This is a genomic window from Streptomyces sp. DvalAA-43, assembly GCF_900091725.1.
Classification (GTDB): Bacteria; Actinomycetota; Actinomycetes; order Streptomycetales; family Streptomycetaceae; genus Streptomyces; species Streptomyces pulveraceus.
The window spans coordinates 46,513-62,662 of sequence record NZ_FMBW01000054.1 but is presented as its reverse complement, the minus strand read 5'-3'; the positions used below and the strand labels follow the sequence as shown (position 1 = coordinate 62,662).

Sequence of the window (16,150 nt, the reverse complement as noted above, 5' to 3'; positions counted from 1 at the left end):
TGGTTTCAACCCCGATCTTCGCGCAGCTGGTTCGAGGGCACAGGATGCGGGCTCCCGCTTCGTCCGGACGGACAGCCTTCCCGCGGTGCCAGGAGGTCGGCCACCAACGCGGTGAGCAGACGGGTCCGCCGTGGCAGCTCCGCGACGAGCAGATGTTCGTCGTCGGCATGCGCGCCGCCGCCCACCGCTCCCAGGCCGTCGAGGGTCGGAGTGCCGACTCCCGCGGCGAGATTTCCGTCGGAGGCGCCGCCGACGGCCACCTGTGTGAGCGGGCCGAGCCCGAGGTCCGTCGCGAGCCGGCACGCCCGCGCAAAGAGATCCTTCGATGCGGTGGCCTGCAAGGGCGGCCGGTTCGGACCACCTGTGACCTCCACGGCTGCGCCGGCGGACCGGGCCCGCAGGTCACGCATCGCTCGGTCCATACGGTGCTGCTCCGCCGCGTCCCGCATGCGGACGTCGACGTCGAAGCGTGCCGATGCGGGGACGGTGTTGCTGGTGGTGCCCGCCTCCAGGCGGGTCGGCGTGACAGTCGTCCCGTGTGCCGCGTCGCCCAGTGCGGCCACGGCCAGGATCTGGTGGGCGGCCTCGATCGTCGCGTTCACGCCACGCTCCGGCTCAAGGCCGGAGTGGGCGGCACGCCCTCGGACCAGTACCTCGTAGCGCGACACCCCCTTGCGTTGCGTCTTCAGGGCCCCACCCGGTCCGGCGGCCTCCAGTACGAGGGCGGCGCCGTGGGAGCGGGCCTCGTCCTCGATGAGCTCCCGGGACGAGGGCGAACCCGGCTCCTCGTCACCGGTGATGAGGAGGGTGACACCGTCCAGCGGATGTGCGGCCCCGGGTCCGGACACACTCGTCCGTGCCCCCGTGCCGATCAGGTCCGCCAAGGCGTGGAACGCCATCACCAGACCGGCCTTCATGTCGAAGCAACCGGGGCCGCGCAGCACTCCGTCGCGGACCTCGAACGGATGGCTCCTCAACGAACCGACCGGCCACACCGTGTCGTGATGCCCGATGAGCAGCACGCGCGGGGTCCGGCCGAAGCGCCACCGCACATGTGTGCATCCGTCGATGACCACCCGCTCCGCCTCGGCCCCGAGGTGACCGGCGCCGATCCGGGCCACCAGCTCGGCGCTGCGGGCGACCGCGGCCAGGTCGTCCGAGGGGGACTCGCAGCACACCAGCCGCTCGATCTCTGCGATCATCTCGGCCGCACGCTCCCGTTCCCGGCTCTCCGGCCGGGCACCGTCCTCCTGCCCAGTGGTCCGCTTCATCACGGCGCGGTGTTCTGTCACGGTGGAAACCTCCAGTCGACGCATCTGCCCAGCATCGTGAGCTGCGCCGCGGTGAGATCTGTCCGGTCGGCCAATATCGATGTGCTCGATTGGGGTGGGGCGATGAACCGGGCCTCCGATGCAGTGACCCGGCTCAGGCCGCACCGCCCATTGCCGCGGGGACGGCAACCCATCTGGCCTGCGATCCACCAATCCTGACGATGCATCAGTACGAGCGTCGAGATGCCTCGGGGGCGTCTCGGCCGAGGCCCCGCTGAGGCGGCGTATCCCGCAACCTTCAGGGCTCCGGCAGTCACCGGCGACGATGGCACTTTCCGCGACCACGGCTGTGCTCCGTAGCGCGGACCCGCCTCCTGGCCTCAGGCTGTCGGGTCCCAGAGCCCGCCGGCCTTGCCGCGGGCGAGATGCTCGGCGTAGACGCCGACTTTCCAGGCGATGACGGATCGGCACTCCTCCAGCGCCTGGATCTGTGCGTCGACGCGCTGTCGATGGGCATCGAGCAGTCGCAGGCGTTCCGCCTCGTTGCCCGGACCTTGCCTCACCAGTTCGGCGAAGTGCTTGAGGTCGGCGAGCGGCATACCGGACGCGCGGAGCTTGACGCAGATCAGCAGCCAGTCGACATCGAAGGATGTGTAGCGCCGCCCGCCACCCGACGTGCGTTGGACCGGCCCGACCAGCAGGCCCTCGCGCTCGTAGAAGCGCAGGGCGTGCACGCTCAGTCCAGTTCGTCCGGCCACCTCGCCGATGCTCAGCAACTGCGAGGCGGCTTCGGTGGTCGTCATGCCGCTCACTCCTGGACTTGATCTAGACCTTGCTCCAGATCGTAGCGTCAGGGGCATGACCTTCACTGATCAGCAGCCGCTCGGCTCACCCTTCTCCGCTGCCACCCCCGCCGAGGACATCGTGGCCGACCTCCACCTTTCCGGCGCGACCGCCGTGGTGACCGGGGGCTACTCCGGGCTCGGCCTGGAGACCACCCGGGCTCTGACGGCCGCCGGGGCCCGGGTCATCGTTCCGGCCCGCCGCCCCGACATCGCCCGTGCCGCTCTCCAGGAGGTGAGTAACTGCGAGGTCGTCCCCATGGACCTGGCGGACCTCGGGAGCGTCCGCTCGGCCGCCGCGCGCATCAGCGACTGTCTCGACCGGCTCGACCTCCTGATGGCCGTCGCGGGCGTCATGGCCACCCCGGAGCGGCGCGTAGGGCCCGGCTGGGAAGGCCAGCTCACCACCAACCACTTCGGACACTTCACGCTCGCCTGCGAGCTCTACCCGCTCCTGGCCGCCGCGGGAGGTGCGCGCGTCATCGTCAACAGCTCCGCCGGACACACCCTGACCGCCATCCGCCGGCACGACCCGCACTTCCTCACCGGCTATGACAAGTGGCTGGCCTACGGTCAGTCCAAGACCGCGAACGCTCTCTTCGCCGTGCACCTCGACGCCCTCGGGCACAACGACGGCGTCCGCGCGTTCGCACTCCACCCGGGCAGGATCATCACCGGTCTCCAGCGCGAGATGCCCCTGCAGGAGCACATCGATCGCGGCTGGGTGGACGGACACGGCAACGTGATCGGAGCCGGCTTCAAGACCCCCTCCCAGGGCGCCGCCACCGGTCTGTGGGCCGCCACGTCCCTGCTCCTCGACGGCCGCGGCGGGCTCTATCTGGAGGACTGCGACATCGCCCGCGTCTCCGCCCCCGACCAGCCCATGGACGACGGCGGCGTCCGCGCGTACGCCATCGACCCCGACGAGGCCGCTCGGCTCCGGGACCTGTCCGCCGCCGCGACCGGCGCCACACCGATCCCCCGATGAACGGGCGCTCCGCACATGCCGCCCTGCCCTCCGCCGTGGTTCGGGAGGTTGCGGACGGAGATGCCGCACTCCACTCCCGTGAGTACGGACAGCGGTTCATCACGTCACGTGCGCCGTCACTCGTCGCGTGACACCCGGTGTCCGCCTCTGGGATCGACTCGGTCGTATCGTTCCCCCTCCCCCGGTCAGTCGCCCTGTCAGTTCTGGAGCCCCCCGAGCCAGCGCAGGGCGCTCCGGCTCGGCAGGAAGCAGTATTCACCGCCGCGGGTGACGACGAAACGCGGCAGTGGGGTGAGACGCCGTCGCAGCGGCCGCCGGGGAATGGTGATGCCGGTGACTCCGTCGTGGGATCCGGTGATGGGATCCTTGGTGTTGCCCGCGCCGAAGAAGACGCCGTCGTTCATCCACTCCGACTGGACGAACTCGAACTGCCGCCCGAGGTGGGCCCCGATGAACGCGAACATCAGGCCGCGGTCTGCTCCGTCGTCCTCCAGGACTCCCTCGGGCAGCGGCGGGCCGTAGGCGGCGCCGCGTCTGATCATGCGGTGCAGCCGCACCTCGCCCGCCACCGAGGCGTCGCGGGGATTGGCCCGGCGGATGTGGCAGCCGCCGGGCGTGATGAATCCCGCCGGATCGTCCCGCTCGTACAGGAAGGTGTTGCGGCGGTCCCCGTCGGCACCGAGAGTGGCGTCGTCGTGGTGCGGACTGAGCGCGAGAGGGGCTCCGCTGCGCCAGCGCCCCATGATCTTGGCGGCGAGCAGTTCCTCGTCCTCGGGAGAAGTGGCGTTGTCCCGCAGATAGCGGCGGAACGCGGCGACATCCTGGTAGAGCTTTCGGAAGACCGCGTAGCTGCCGTTGCGACCCAGCACTTCCGGCTGCGGGGTCTGGAGGCCGCCGATCTCGTCCCGGTAGCCGAGCACGAACTCCCCCGCCTTCAACGGAACTTCCATCCGATTCGATCCGGCGATGCCGCTTCCTTCGACGGCTGGATGGCTGATGCCGTCGCGATAGCCGAAGTGCTCGGCCTCGGTGGGCAGTGCGTAACAGTCCTGCCGCCAGATCGCGGTCACTCCGGAAAGGCGGTCGTACGCGGGGCGGGCCCGGTCGAGGGCCGCCTCCAACCGTCGAGGGTCGGGCGCCACCGCTGTGAGCACCACATGGATGTCCGGCGTGCCCAGCGGCGCTTCCCAGTTCTCGGGGCTGCTCGCGTCCACATCACCCAGCGTCCTGGCCCTCGCGGCCATGCCCTGCCGGAACTCCCAGGCGAACGTGTCCAGTGATGCGCGCGGCACACCCAGGGCCTCCAGACCGCGGCAGGAGATCGCGACACTGACCCAGGTGTCCCCCCGAGGGCTGACCGTGTCGGCGGCGGAGGTCACCACCGCGCTCGCGCGCCGCATCAGCTCTCGCCCGTCCGCCCGGTCATCGACGCGGAACACAAGATAGGTCGCGGCGTAGGGAGTCGGCCGAGGGCTGAGAACCCCACGCTGAATATCGTCGAGTTCCAACGCGACGTGCACAGGCCTGCTCACGGTTCGCCTCCCTCCGGCGCTACCTCGAAACGAGGTTCCGCCAGAATCTCCGCAGACTCTCGTCGCCGCCGAACAATGAACTGAAGATGGTGGAGTCCGCCAGCAGCACATCACCGGCCCGCTCACCGCTCGGAGGCATCCACAGGAACATGTTGAACTCGGTGTCGCCGGCCTCGGTGAACGGATGCGGCCTGGAGATGTCGATCGGCTGCCTGGCCAGCACATGGATGACATCCGGCTCGTCGGTCGTCACGGCGTAATGCGGCAGGTGCATGTGGAAGTTGAAGTTCGTCACCCCTTCCAGCCACCCTTTCGCGTCCAGGTCCCTCACCGTGGAGAGCGGGGCGATCCTGTTCTTCTCCCGCACTGCGGGGCGCAGTCCGTAACGGTTCTCGACCGGCACCGCGAGGCCCTGCATCAAGTCTCGGACATAGGTGGCGAATCGCTGCTGGCGGGGCACCAAGGGATCGCCGTGATGGTGGTACTCCACGTCCCGTACGACCAGATCGTCCGATGCCCCGACGTCATGGTGAGGCCCCAGGACCAGGCAGGCGTCCTCCCTGCCGAGGAAAGCCCGCAGTGCCTCGACCTCGTCCGGCCGGGCCTCCTGTCCGGTGACCATGTGGTCCAGCCCGAACACGAAGAGAGTGTCGGTGTCGGCAAGTACGCGCTCGTCGAGCGGGGTCCGGAATCCGGCCTGGTCGATGCGCTGATACACCGGGACGGGGTGCCCGGTGACCTCCTCCACGAACTGTTGAAACGGCACCCAGGCCCGGAAGAACAACTCCAGCGAGCCGGCGATACTCTGCTGGAACCGCAACGGGTCGGACCACTCCGGTTCCTCGTAGGCGGGCCACGCCGTGCGCCTGACCTCCGTCATCGTGGAGAACCTGTTGTCCAGCTCGGCCGGATTCCTGCCCGCCTCGGCCGGATAGCTCCACGAGACGTAGATACTCACCCGTCGTCGACCCGGGGTGTGTTCACGCGGGTTGTGGTTCTGGTTGTAGGTGCGCGCGGTCCTGACCTCGCTCATCTCGTCTCCGATCCACGATGGGACAAGCACACGGCAGCCCGCTCTCACTGCAGCTGGTCGAGCATCTCCGACAGGGCACCCTTGATCCGCAGAGCCTTCTTGATCTCGTCGGCGGATACGTACGGGTACTCCCCGTACTCGATGAAGCTCGGGCAGTGGTGCTCGCGCACGAACCTGACGAACGCCTCGGGATTGGTCCGCCAGTCCTCGGGGAATCCTTCGAGGTTCTCGAAGGCCGTGTTCACCCCTGCCCTTCCGAAAAGCACGACGGCGTCCTCGGTGTACTTGTCGAAGTCGGTATCGAAGATCCCCTGGTACATGAACCGCGTGTCGTCGTCGAAGAGCACCCAGCGCAGGTAGTGCAGTTTCAGTGGCGCGAGGAGATGAGGGTCTTCCTCCAATGCCTTGGCCAGGGTTTTGCCGTGGGCACGTATCGCATCGGCCCGGCCCGGCTTGACCTTCGCGACGATGGTGAACCCGTAGCACGCCGGTGTCTTCGGAAAGACGGGGCCGTATTTCCCCTGCTCGAGCCGGTCGATCGTGGGGATGACTGCCGCCTGCGGCTCGATCTCCATGTCCGCTCCTCCCGCCACCTGTCGGCCGGGACAATTCCTCTGATTGTCCCACGCGGCCGGCCCATCCGCCTCGTGGGCGGCACTGCCGTGATTCCGGTCGCGGGGTGCGGGCAGCACCGCCGGGGGCCTGGCCGGAGCCTGCCGCGGAAGTGTGGTCGTCACCGGTGGGGCAGCAGGTGGGTGGCCGGGCAGGCCCCTGTTGCGGGGGACTGCCCGGCCACGCCGTGTGGCTACCGGATGTCGTAGGCGCGGGTGATGTTCTGGGTGACCGCGTTGCCGTTGGAGTCGGTGAGGGTGGCCTTCAGCATGACCTGCTTGCCGGCGGCGCCGGTGTGGTCGAGGACGGCCGTCCACTCGCCGTGCTGCTGCTCGGTCTGCGCCTGCGTCCAGGTGGTGCCGCCGTCGTAGGAGTAAGACAGCGAGGCCGCCGTGATCACGCCTGGGGTGTACCCGGCGTGGCCCTCGGCCGACAGGCCGACCTTGATGCCGCTCCGCGCGGGCAGGGTGTTCGTACCGTCCACCGGCAGGTCGTACGCCGGGAAGAGGATCGGAAGACCGCGGGAGTAGACGTCCGGCTCCAGGCGGGAGCGGAAGCTCCAGGTGGTGGTGACCTCGGTGGAGCGCAGCCAGTTCCGGTCCGAGGTGTCGATCTTGGACAGGTTCTGGGTGAGTTCGTACGCGGAGTCCTCGGCCGGCACCTTGAACACGTCGTACGGATAGGCGCTTCTGGCGATCTCCTCGCCGTTGCGCTTCAGCAACAGGTTGCCGAGGTCGCCGAACGACGCGCCTCCGGACCAGTGATCGCCGGAGGCGTCGAGCCAGAGGGCGCTCTGGAAGCCGATCAGATCGCCCTGCCGCTCGGCGGCCAGCACCGGCTTGCCGGCGCTGTCACGCGGTGCGGCCGGCCTCAGGAGACCGCGGTACCACTCCTCGGTACGCCGGTCTCCGGCCCGGTAGATGCGGTCCTGGTCGCTCATGAACGCGGCAAACGGGAAGCTGGTCATCGCGCCGTGCATCCAGGCGTCGTCGCCGGTCGTGTAGTAGGCGGTACGGGTACCCGGCACGTGGACCGGGTCGAACAGGCTCACCGTGACGGTGGTGTTCCTGTTCCAGGAAGGACGGATGAACAGTCCGTCGGTGTAATCGGCCTCCTTGCCGAGGGCATTCCACTTCTCGGTGACCTGGGCCAGCTCGGAGTCCCTCGGCCGGTAGACCCGATCGGACTGCAGCGGGCCCTGGGTCGGGAACGAGAGGTTGTAGACATGGGCCGAGCCGCCCCGGGAACCGGTCGCTCGCCAGGTGGGCCGGAATTCGAAGGAGCCGTTCCGCGCACGCCCGTCGACCGAGGCGTAGAACTTCTGCACGGCGCTGCCGGCCATGAGTGATCCGCTCAGCTGCCAGGTGTCGTCCCACGTACGGGCGTAACTGAAGGTGGTGTGGCTCACCGTCGAGGGACGGTCGGTCCGCACGCTCAGCCGGTGGGCCTTGCGAGCGTCCAGAACGACGGTGGTGTCACGGGTGATCCGCAACTGCGGGCGCCCGAGGTAGCCGATGGACTCGGCTGCGTTGTCCGCGTCGTAGGTGGCCACGAAGCCGGCGAGAGCGTAGTCGCCCGGCCGCACGCTGTACATCTGGTCGGTCGCACCCTGGTTGCTGCGGCGCTCGCCCTTGTCGGTGTCGAGGCTGACCAGGTCCAGGGAGGAGGCGCCGGTCGCGGGCTCGCCGTTGCGGTCGATGACCTTGACCCGGAGGGTGACCGTTTCCGGCTGGACGTACAGCGTGACCGGCACGGAGACGTGCGCCTTGCTGCCGGTGGCCATGATCCGGCCGGTGACGGCACCGTACTGGGCGGCCTTGAGACGGGCGGTGGGGTCGATCCGCACCGGCACCTGGACGGTGGCCCCCGCGGGAACGGTCACCTTGCCCTGCTCCAGCTTGATGACGCCGGAGTCGATGTCGCTGCCGTCGTTGCCGTGCACACCGCCGACCTTGAGACTCAGGGAAAGTACGCCGGAGCTGGTGTTGGTGAAGGGCACCTGCACGGTGGTGCGGTCCGAGGTGTCCTGCGGCCAGTTGTAGCTGCCGCCCTGGACGGCGGGCGCGGAGAGCACCTGCTGGTGCACCGCCGCGGACACGTCGAGGACGCCGGCCCCGGTCTGGTCGGCACCCGCGACCTTGCCGCCGGTGCGGGCGGAGGAGACCAGGGCGGCCTTGATCTGTTGCGCGGTCCAGTCCGGGTGGGCCTGGCGGACGATGGCCGCTGCGCCCGCGACGTGCGGTGTCGCCATGGAGGTGCCCGACATCGTCTGGTAGGCGTAGACGCCGCGTCCGCCCGCGTTGGCCGCCGAGATGTCCACGCCGGGGGCCGCGATCTCGGGCTTGAGGGTGTGGGTGACGGCCACCGGACCGCGGCTGGAGAACCACGCGGTGGTGTCGTCACGGTCGACAGCGCCGACGGTCAGCACGCCGGGCGCGCAGCCGGGCGAGGAGACGGTCTCGGTGCCCGAGCCGGCGTTTCCGGCGGCGACGACGAACAGGGTGTGCGTGCTCTGCGAGAGCTGCTTCGCGGCCTCGGCCAGCGGGTCGGTGCAGTCGCCGATCGCGGGGTTGCCCAGACTCATGGAGACGACATCGGCCTGCTGGTCGACGGCCCACTGCATACCCGCGATGATCCAGGAGCTCGCGCCGGAGCCGCTGTCGTTGAGGACCTTGCCGATGAGCAGATCCGTCCCGGGGGCGACACCCTTCTTGCGTCCGTCACTGGCCGCCCCGGAACCGCCGACCGTGGAGGCGGTGTGGGTGCCATGCCCTTGCCGGTCGGCGGTGCTGTCGGAGTCCGTGAAGTTCTTGGACGCGGCGACCCGGCTCACCAGGTCCGGGTGCTCGGCGTCCACGCCCGTGTCCAGCACGGCGACCTTGGTGCCCCTGCCGTCGTAGCCCTCGGCCCAGGCCTCCGGCGCGTGCACCTGCTTGGTGGACCGGTCCAGCGTGGCCTTGACCTTGCCGTCCAGCCACAGCTTCTTCAGCGTGGAGGCAGAACGTGAGCGGGTGTGGGTGACGTCCTGCCAGAAAGTGGCGGCAGTGTCCTTGTCCGCCTTGAGCGCGACACCGTCCACAGCCGGGAGGCTCAGGCCTCGCTCGGCTCCACGAGGGGCCGCCGGCGCACTGCCGGCAACGTTCACACCGTTCCGGTAGGTGGCGATGAGCGGCAGCGCGTCGGTATGTGTGTCGTCGTATCCCTGGCGGATCAGCCCAGTGACGTTGAACAGCTGCTCGTCGACCTTGCCCTCGGCGATCGCCCGGGAGGCGTCCTCCGGGTAGACATAGAGGTCCTTGCCCATCTGGAAGGTCTGCACAATCGGCTGGGTGCCGTCCTCGCGGGGCAGCACGGCCGCCGAGCTGCGGCCCGACGTGTCCGTGGTCACCAGCACCTTGTCGCCGGTGATGAGCGTGACCGCGACCTGCTTGCCGCCCGTTGCCGAGGCACCGCCGCCGATGACGGGTCTCTTTCCCGAGGCACCGTCAGGCGGTGTATCCGCCGCCCCGGAAGGCGAGACCGCGGTGACGGCCAGGACGGCGGCGGTGGCCGCGCCCAAGGCTATACGCGCTATGGGATGCATGAGTCTCCCTACTTGAACCGTGAACATGCCATGCTGCGGCTGCATCCTGGCAGACATACGGATCACTTAGGGTTGCTGTGCGTGACGGGTTTCCCACGTGGCGGTATTCCGTCACACGGTCGCATCGAACGGATCATCAGCGCGTACCGCCGCTCCGGTGGATGCCTCCCAGCCCGGTTCACGGGCCCTCCGGCGGTGGAGCGGGAACCTGCCAGAAGTCGGCGGCCACCCTCGCAAGGGGACCGCCGGCAGAGGGAAGGTCCTCGGCTCTCAGGCCGAGAAGGAGGTCAGAGCCAGCCCGTAAGTGCGGCGTGCCATCCGAGTTGCAGGCGCGACTCCGCTCCGGCAAGGTCCATCAGACGGCGTATCCGCCTCTCCACGGTGCGTATGGAAAGGCCGAGTTGGGATGCCGCCCGCCGGTCTGAGATCCCTGCCAGCAGCAGGGCCAGGACCTCCAGTTCACCCTCGGTAGGCTGCTGGTCGGCCGCCGGTTCCGCGCGCACGCCCGTGGGAGTGGTGTACATCGGTCGGGCCTGGGCCCATTCCTTCTCGAAAAGATGGACCAGTGCCGTCAGCAGGCCGCTGCGGTGCACCACGATCGCGCTCGGCTCACCGCCGGAGTCCGCCATGTCCAGCGGCACCATGGCGCGCTCCCGGTCCGACACGACCATCTTCAGCGGCAGCGAATCGGCCATGCGGAGCTCGAGCCCTGCCGTGACGGCCGCCCGCACGTCCCGCACGACGTCGTGACCGTGGAGATAGCTCTTGGCAGCAACGACCCGGAAGTCGACCCCGCGGTCCAGCGCGGAGCTCTCCGACGTGTCGGTGTCCTCGCGCGGCACCGCGATGGGCGTGCCGACGAGGAAGACAAGCAGCTCCCGCTGAGCGCCGCACTGCAGTTGGTGGAATCGGTGTGCGACCTGCTCCACGCCGACGACCACCTCCACGACACCGCCCGCAGTGTGTGCGGCGGTAGCGCGGTACTGCTCGGTCAGCATCGAGAACGCGGTCTCGGCCTGGTGCAGCGCGTTGCGCTGCTCGACGAGGAGCGGGGCCAGGGCCACCGAGGGCGGTGTGAGCCGGTAGCGGGCAGGCCGAGGACCGGCCTCGCAGTCGGCCGAGCCGGGTGACGCGCTCCCGGCCTCGGTGGCGAGGGCCACCAGGCCGCGCGCCGCCAGGTCACGCAGGATGCGCACGCTCTCGGCCTTCTCAAGTCCGGTTTGCCGGGCGAGGTCCTGCGCGGAGGCTGTCGGGCGGGCCAGCAGCGCCGTGTAGATGGCCTCTTCGGCTGGGTCCAATCCCAGCGCCTGCAGCATCCGGCTCCTCCTCGGGCCCCTCACCGTGTCCGGCCCTGGCGCAGCCCTCGTGCGTCGAGCGGATTCTTCTCAGCCGAACCCTATCCCTCTGTCAGGTTCGCGGTCGGGCGCGGCAAGGCCCTGAGCGAGCCGGGCGAGACCCGCCCGGACGTGCCGACCGCGGATGGCCACCTGCCGGCAGAACACCCGAGATCCGGACCGGATGCGGACCAGGTCTGCTCAGCAGCAAGCGATTCCCCCGTGCTCGTACTCCAGAGGTGATGGGTGCGGTGAACCGCCAGCAGACCAAGAACCTCCTGGTGTCGTACGCGCCGAAGAAGCCGGGCTTCTTCCAGAGGCACGAAGAAAGGAGCCTGACCTGCATTTTTTACCCGTCAGGCACCTTCGCTCAGCCCAGCTCCCGGCCAAGCCACGCTTGCTCGCCGACTCCCCGTACCTCCCACAGCCGTGCCGGAGATCGTAAGGTCGCTCGGCCGGGCGAGAAATGCGTTCAGACGGACACGGCATGGTTCCGCTACCAGTAGCGGCCCTCCGTCATGGCCTCCAGCGCCGCCCGGTTCATGACCAGGTCATCGGTGGTGGCCGGGGCCGCGACCTCGCCGAAGTGGATCTGCCGGTAGCCGACTCGCAGCATCACGATCGCGTGCCGAAGGCAGGCGTAGAGCGTGTGGAAGTCCATGTCCCGCGGTGTGTACCCGGTGAGTTTCGCGTACCGCTCCTCCACCGCCGACCGCCGGAAGAACTCCGGCAGCCCCTCCTGCCCCAGTGTGACCGTGAGGTCATGGAAGAAGCGGTGCAGGTAGATCGCCCACGCGAGGTCCAGCTCCCGTGGCCCGAGGGCGGCCATCTCCCAGTCGAGGACGGCGGCGGGCTCGAAGCCGTCATAGATGATGTTGCCGATCCGCGCGTCGCCCCAGCTGAGCACCGTCTCGCCCTCCTCGGCCGGCCACAGCTCCTCCAACCGGGCGAAGGCGGCCTCGATGGCGGGTGAGCGCGGACGGCCGTCGACGACCCAGCCGTAGTACGTCCGCAGGTCCTCCACATGTCGCCGCAGCGGGCTGCCACTTCCCCGTTCCGTGAGGAACCCCGCCTCCGATACCGGCACCTGGTCGTGGAGTCGCGCCAGGACGGAGACGCTGGCGCGCTCCAGCTGTTCGCGCTCGGCGGCCGTGGCGGCATGCAGCCAATTGCCCTCGTAGGTGTACGGCATGACGTCCGGCGGCACACGCCCCTCGACGCGCTCCATCACGAAGAACTCCGCGCCGAGATGGGCGGGGTCGGTCTCCAGCCAGTGCACGGCGGGTACGGGCAGATCGGTGTGCGCGGCGACGAGGCGCATCACCTTGTACTGGCGGGTCATGTCGTAGGCGGGGAAAATGGTGTACGCGTTCGGGTCCGCGGCCAGGCGCAGGACGCAGCGGCGGACGGGGGGTGGCGCGGCGGCCTCTTCCTGCTCGATGTCGAAGAGCAGGGTCTCGCTCGACATGCCGTTGGAGTCCGGCACGGTGACGGCGGCCGGTCGGGCTCCGGGGTGGACGGCGGCCAGCCAGGATACGAGCCGGCGGGTGAGTTCCACCGGGTCGCGGGTGGTGCGCCGGATCCGGGGTGCTTCGGGAATCTCTGCCATACGAGGTCTCCGTGCGTCAGGGCGCCACCGAGTCGTAGCCGGTGAAGCCGCTCGGGTCGTGGCGGCCGAACGTGCCGTGCTCGAAGATCCCGTAGCCGGTGGCGTCGTCGAGGGTGAAGCGTGCGGCGTGTTCAGTGACGCCGAATACGGCCATGGGGTGCGCGGACAGGTCGGCGAGGTCATAGCCGCGTCGGTCGGTCCAGTGGCGGCCGCGCCACGTCCCGTGGCCCCAGTCGTCAGCGGGTGGGTAGCCCGCGCCGACGGCCAGCGGGGAGGAAATGAGGATCTCCGCGGTGAGCTCGATGTTCTTGCGGTGACGGTCGGCAAGGTGAATGACCGCGCGCTCGGGTTGGCGTGTACCGGAGCGGTACGTGATGTCCGGCTGCGGCCAGCCGAGTTGGGTGTCGGGATGGCCGTCACGTACCTCGACGGCGTCGCTGAGGGTGCGGTAGCCGTCGGGCTCTTCCTGGACGATCACCATCAGGAACCGGTCGTCGAACCGGACGGGGCACCACAGCCAGTGAAAACCCTCCGGGACGTGCTCCTCCCCCGCGCGTCCGCCATCCTCACCAGGGATGGGCCGCACGCCCCAACTGCGGTCGCGTGTGCCGGTCCACTCGTCGGCGGTGACGATGATCTCCTCGCCCTTCGCGCGGATCACGCCGGTCACCGTGCCGGCCTGAACGAAGCGGCGGCCTTCCAGAGTGAGGCGGTTGCCACGGCGCATGGTGTGGTGCGGCTCCCACAGAGGCTCGAAGGCCCCCTGCCAGCTGAGATCGCAGGACAGGCCGTCGGGGTCGGCCGGGTCGGCGGCGCAGTGCAGTGTGAAGCGCTTCAGCGGCTCGTCGACGGTGATACGGATCGGGCCGACCTCCATCCGCATCCGGTCCTCGGTGAGGGCGTCGGAGGAGCGGACGGCGAGGAGTTCGTCGCCCAGGCGAAGCGTGGCGAAGGCGTCGATCACGCCGGTATTGGGGTAGACGCCCAGGCCCAGGACGAGCAGGGCGCTGCCGGTGTGGTCGAAGACGTGGAAGATGCAGCGGTCGTAGGCGTTGCGGTCGCTGGTGGCGACGTGACGCATGGAGAGCGGCACTTGGTGCACGGGGTACTCATCGAGGGCTACGGGGCGTTCGGGCACGAGGGCCTCCGGCAGGGCTCAACGGGAGCTTGCACAGGAGCTGACGATATGTCAGATCCCTGGTCGTGGCCAGAGGGATCCCTCATGGTGAACCGGAGTACGGCAGGAGCGGGCCGAAACGTCACGACGGCTTTGACGGGTGGGCTGCCGCTGCGGGTGGCGGTGCCGCCGGGGGCTCAGATGACGGTGTCGGTGTGCGGGTGGCCGGCGAGGAGGGCCAGGGCGGTCTCCTCGGCTCCGAGGGCGGTGGCGGCGAGGGAGACGGCGCGGGTCCGTGACCGGCGTGCCGTGCGCATGCCTCCAGGCGGCGGGACCGCATCCGGCCGACTGTGGCGAGTGGGGATCGAGAAGAGCTGCCGTACAAGCAGTTCCCTTTCACGTTCAGGACACCGACACCCAGGCCCTCCTCCACCGCGTCGGCGTCCTGTTCGCCTTGCCCCCGACGACACCTTCTACGTATCACGCCTGCCCGAGGCAGCCGCCGCGCGATCACCTCGGACTTGACGAAGGGCATAGAGGCCCCCGCGCGAAGGTGCCTGACATGCCATGGGCTGGAGCAATGGTCGGCCCGGAGCGTGGCGGGGCAGCAGGATGGACGTCTTGCCCACATCATGTGCCAGGAGTCCCGTGTGTACAGGCTGTTTGAGTGGAGCCGCCAGGAGCAACGTCCGCATGCAGGCCCACACGGCGGCTTCGTTCTCCGACTGGGCAGCGTCCGTGCTCGCGCCGCTCGCTCTGCGACGGAGTGAGAGTGAGGTGGCCGGGCCGCCCCGGTGCGGCGAGTGGCCGGGCAGCGCCGCCCGGCGACGGGGGCCCGCAGGTGCCGCCCGCGCCCATGTGGATGCGGTGGCTGCCCGCCTTCTACGTCGCGGGCATCCTGGTGCTCGAACCCCTTACGCCCGTGAAATGGCCGGTGAGCTTCCTGCTCATCGCCCTCCCCGTCATCGCGGCCTTCGCCCTCGGCCCCGCTGCCGTCGCCGGCGTCACCGTGTTCGCGATCGTCTTCGAAGGAGTCCTGGCCGGCACCCCGTGCTGCGCGGGCCGCCCGGTGAGCTACATCTGGGAGCGCCACTACGTGGCCACCTACCTGAGCACCGCCGTGGTCGGCGTCCTCGGCACGTTCCTGGCTGCCCACCGCGTGCGCCGGGAACGCACCCTCGCCAATGTGCGCTTCGTGGCCGAGATCGCGCAGCATGTCCTGCTGAGCCCGGTACCGCACCGCATCGGCCCACTTCTGATCGAATCCCTCTACCTGTCCGCCGCCGCGGAAGCGCGCATCGGCGGTGACCTGTACGAGGCCGTCCCCACCACACACGGACTCCGCATTGTCATCGGCGATGTCCGCGGCAAGGGACTCCCCGCCGTCGAGACGGCCGCCACCCTCCTCGGCGCCTTCCGCGAGGCCGCCCACGACGAACCCGACCTCGCCGCCGTTGCCCACCGGGCGGAGACGAGCATGAATCGCAGAGCCGCCCACCTGGCCGGAAACGAAGTGGGCGAACGCTTCGTCACCGCTGTTTTCGCGGAGATCCCCCGCCGTCACGTGGTCCGCATCGTCAACTGCGGCCACCCCCCGCCCCTCCTCATCCGCTCCGACGGGGTCACCGAACTGGAGACGGCCGACCCCGCACCGCCCCTCAACCTGGGCATGCACCTCACAGAGGCCTACCGGATCGATGAGTACCCCTTCGGCCCCGGCGACCAGCTGCTGCTCTACACCGACGGCGTCACCGAAGCACGCGACCGCACCGGGGCCTTCTACCCCCTGCGCCGGCGTGTCCTCTCCTGGGGACCTCTCCAGCCCCGGGAACTCCTCGCCCGTCTCCACCACGATCTCCTCGTCTACAGCAACAACCACCTCCACGACGACACCGCGGCCCTCGCCATCTACCACCTGCCCGAATAGAAACGCCCCGAAGATGCGGAACGGGTTCCACGCTCCCCCGGAGAGTTACGGGCGACCCACCGGCTCGCATACTCAGATGCCCCGGACACATGGGACGTGACACGAGCACCCTGATTCTCAGTCACCTGGTCGGACGACCGTAGACGGGCTACGAGCGCGGATGAGCGAATCCCTCGGTGTGTCCGGAAAGTCGGATCCGCCGCGTGCGCGCACGTTCCTCGGGCCCGGCACGCGCGTCGGGCACTCAGCCGCCCGAGCCGGTTCTGTGGGCCGTCGGTGGCACAGCGGGCCGCACCCCCTTG

11 protein-coding genes are annotated in these 16,150 nt (G+C 69.4%); 2 read left to right on the top strand and 9 right to left on the bottom strand.

Features of this window, described 5'->3' with window-relative positions:
* Positions 1 to 5: 5 nt before the first annotated feature.
* Together GA0115234_RS22105 and GA0115234_RS22100 are read right to left on the bottom strand one after the other, a co-directional pair.
* A complete protein-coding gene (locus tag GA0115234_RS22105; protein WP_093544760.1) occupies positions 6 to 1,202 on the bottom strand; it encodes a M20 family metallopeptidase in 1,197 nt (398 codons plus the stop codon).
* A gap of 449 nt (positions 1,203 to 1,651) precedes the next feature.
* The gene (locus GA0115234_RS22100; protein ID WP_093544296.1) at positions 1,652 to 2,074 is read right to left on the bottom strand and encodes a MerR family transcriptional regulator; all 423 of its coding nucleotides are present in this window, start codon (positions 2,072 to 2,074) and stop codon (positions 1,652 to 1,654) included.
* A gap of 55 nt (positions 2,075 to 2,129) precedes the next feature.
* On the opposite strand from GA0115234_RS22100, the gene GA0115234_RS22095 reads away from it, so the two are divergent.
* The gene (locus tag GA0115234_RS22095) at positions 2,130 to 3,101 is read left to right on the top strand and encodes an SDR family NAD(P)-dependent oxidoreductase (RefSeq protein ID WP_093544293.1); all 972 of its coding nucleotides are present in this window, start codon (positions 2,130 to 2,132) and stop codon (positions 3,099 to 3,101) included.
* A 197-nt stretch (positions 3,102 to 3,298) separates the two neighbouring features.
* Here GA0115234_RS22095 and GA0115234_RS22090 read toward each other — a convergent pair whose 3' ends face one another.
* The 7 genes from GA0115234_RS22090 to GA0115234_RS22060 all read right to left on the bottom strand — a co-directional run bounded on the left by GA0115234_RS22090 (position 3,299) and on the right by GA0115234_RS22060 (position 13,942).
* Positions 3,299 to 4,633, bottom strand: coding sequence for a Dyp-type peroxidase (locus GA0115234_RS22090; RefSeq protein WP_218107186.1), 1,335 nt, complete (start codon positions 4,631 to 4,633; stop codon positions 3,299 to 3,301).
* Positions 4,634 to 4,652: 19 nt separating this feature from the next.
* Positions 4,653 to 5,666 carry a hypothetical protein gene (locus GA0115234_RS22085; RefSeq protein WP_093544287.1) on the bottom strand — a complete coding sequence of 338 codons (1,014 nt, stop codon included), beginning with the start codon at positions 5,664 to 5,666 and terminating at the stop codon, positions 4,653 to 4,655.
* Between the two features lie 44 nt (positions 5,667 to 5,710).
* Positions 5,711 to 6,241, bottom strand: coding sequence for a hypothetical protein (locus GA0115234_RS22080; RefSeq protein WP_093544284.1), 531 nt, complete (start codon positions 6,239 to 6,241; stop codon positions 5,711 to 5,713).
* 230 nt (positions 6,242 to 6,471) lie between these two features.
* Complete coding sequence (locus tag GA0115234_RS22075; protein ID WP_093544281.1) at positions 6,472 to 9,861, bottom strand: S8 family serine peptidase; 3,390 nt, start codon at positions 9,859 to 9,861, stop codon at positions 6,472 to 6,474.
* A 287-nt stretch (positions 9,862 to 10,148) separates the two neighbouring features.
* Entirely contained in the window at positions 10,149 to 11,177 is a 1,029-nt protein-coding gene (locus tag GA0115234_RS22070) for a helix-turn-helix domain-containing protein (protein ID WP_093544278.1), read from the bottom strand.
* A gap of 514 nt (positions 11,178 to 11,691) precedes the next feature.
* Positions 11,692 to 12,795: a phosphotransferase family protein gene (locus GA0115234_RS22065; RefSeq protein WP_093544757.1), complete on the bottom strand. Its 1,104-nt coding sequence runs from the start codon at positions 12,793 to 12,795 to the stop codon at positions 11,692 to 11,694.
* 25 nt (positions 12,796 to 12,820) lie between these two features.
* A complete protein-coding gene (locus GA0115234_RS22060; RefSeq protein ID WP_093544275.1) occupies positions 12,821 to 13,942 on the bottom strand; it encodes a hypothetical protein in 1,122 nt (373 codons plus the stop codon).
* An 841-nt stretch (positions 13,943 to 14,783) separates the two neighbouring features.
* Here GA0115234_RS22060 and GA0115234_RS22055 point away from each other — a divergent pair.
* A complete protein-coding gene (locus GA0115234_RS22055; RefSeq protein ID WP_093544754.1) occupies positions 14,784 to 15,848 on the top strand; it encodes a PP2C family protein-serine/threonine phosphatase in 1,065 nt (354 codons plus the stop codon).
* The last annotated feature ends 302 nt before the right edge of the window (positions 15,849 to 16,150 follow it).

Bases quoted from the DNA above. Each gene is read 5' to 3' on its own strand.
- GA0115234_RS22105 (WP_093544760.1), bottom strand. From the start codon at position 1,202: ATGATCGCAGAGATCGAGCGGCTGGTGTGCTGCGAGTCCCCCTCGGAC.
- GA0115234_RS22100 (WP_093544296.1), bottom strand. From the start codon at position 2,074: ATGACGACCACCGAAGCCGCCTCGCAGTTGCTGAGCATCGGCGAGGTG.
- GA0115234_RS22095 (WP_093544293.1), top strand. From the start codon at position 2,130: ATGACCTTCACTGATCAGCAGCCGCTCGGCTCACCCTTCTCCGCTGCC.
- GA0115234_RS22085 (WP_093544287.1), bottom strand. From the start codon at position 5,666: ATGAGCGAGGTCAGGACCGCGCGCACCTACAACCAGAACCACAACCCG.
- GA0115234_RS22080 (WP_093544284.1), bottom strand. From the start codon at position 6,241: ATGGAGATCGAGCCGCAGGCGGCAGTCATCCCCACGATCGACCGGCTC.
- GA0115234_RS22075 (WP_093544281.1), bottom strand. From the start codon at position 9,861: ATGCATCCCATAGCGCGTATAGCCTTGGGCGCGGCCACCGCCGCCGTC.
- GA0115234_RS22070 (WP_093544278.1), bottom strand. From the start codon at position 11,177: ATGCTGCAGGCGCTGGGATTGGACCCAGCCGAAGAGGCCATCTACACG.
- GA0115234_RS22055 (WP_093544754.1), top strand. From the start codon at position 14,784: ATGCGGTGGCTGCCCGCCTTCTACGTCGCGGGCATCCTGGTGCTCGAA.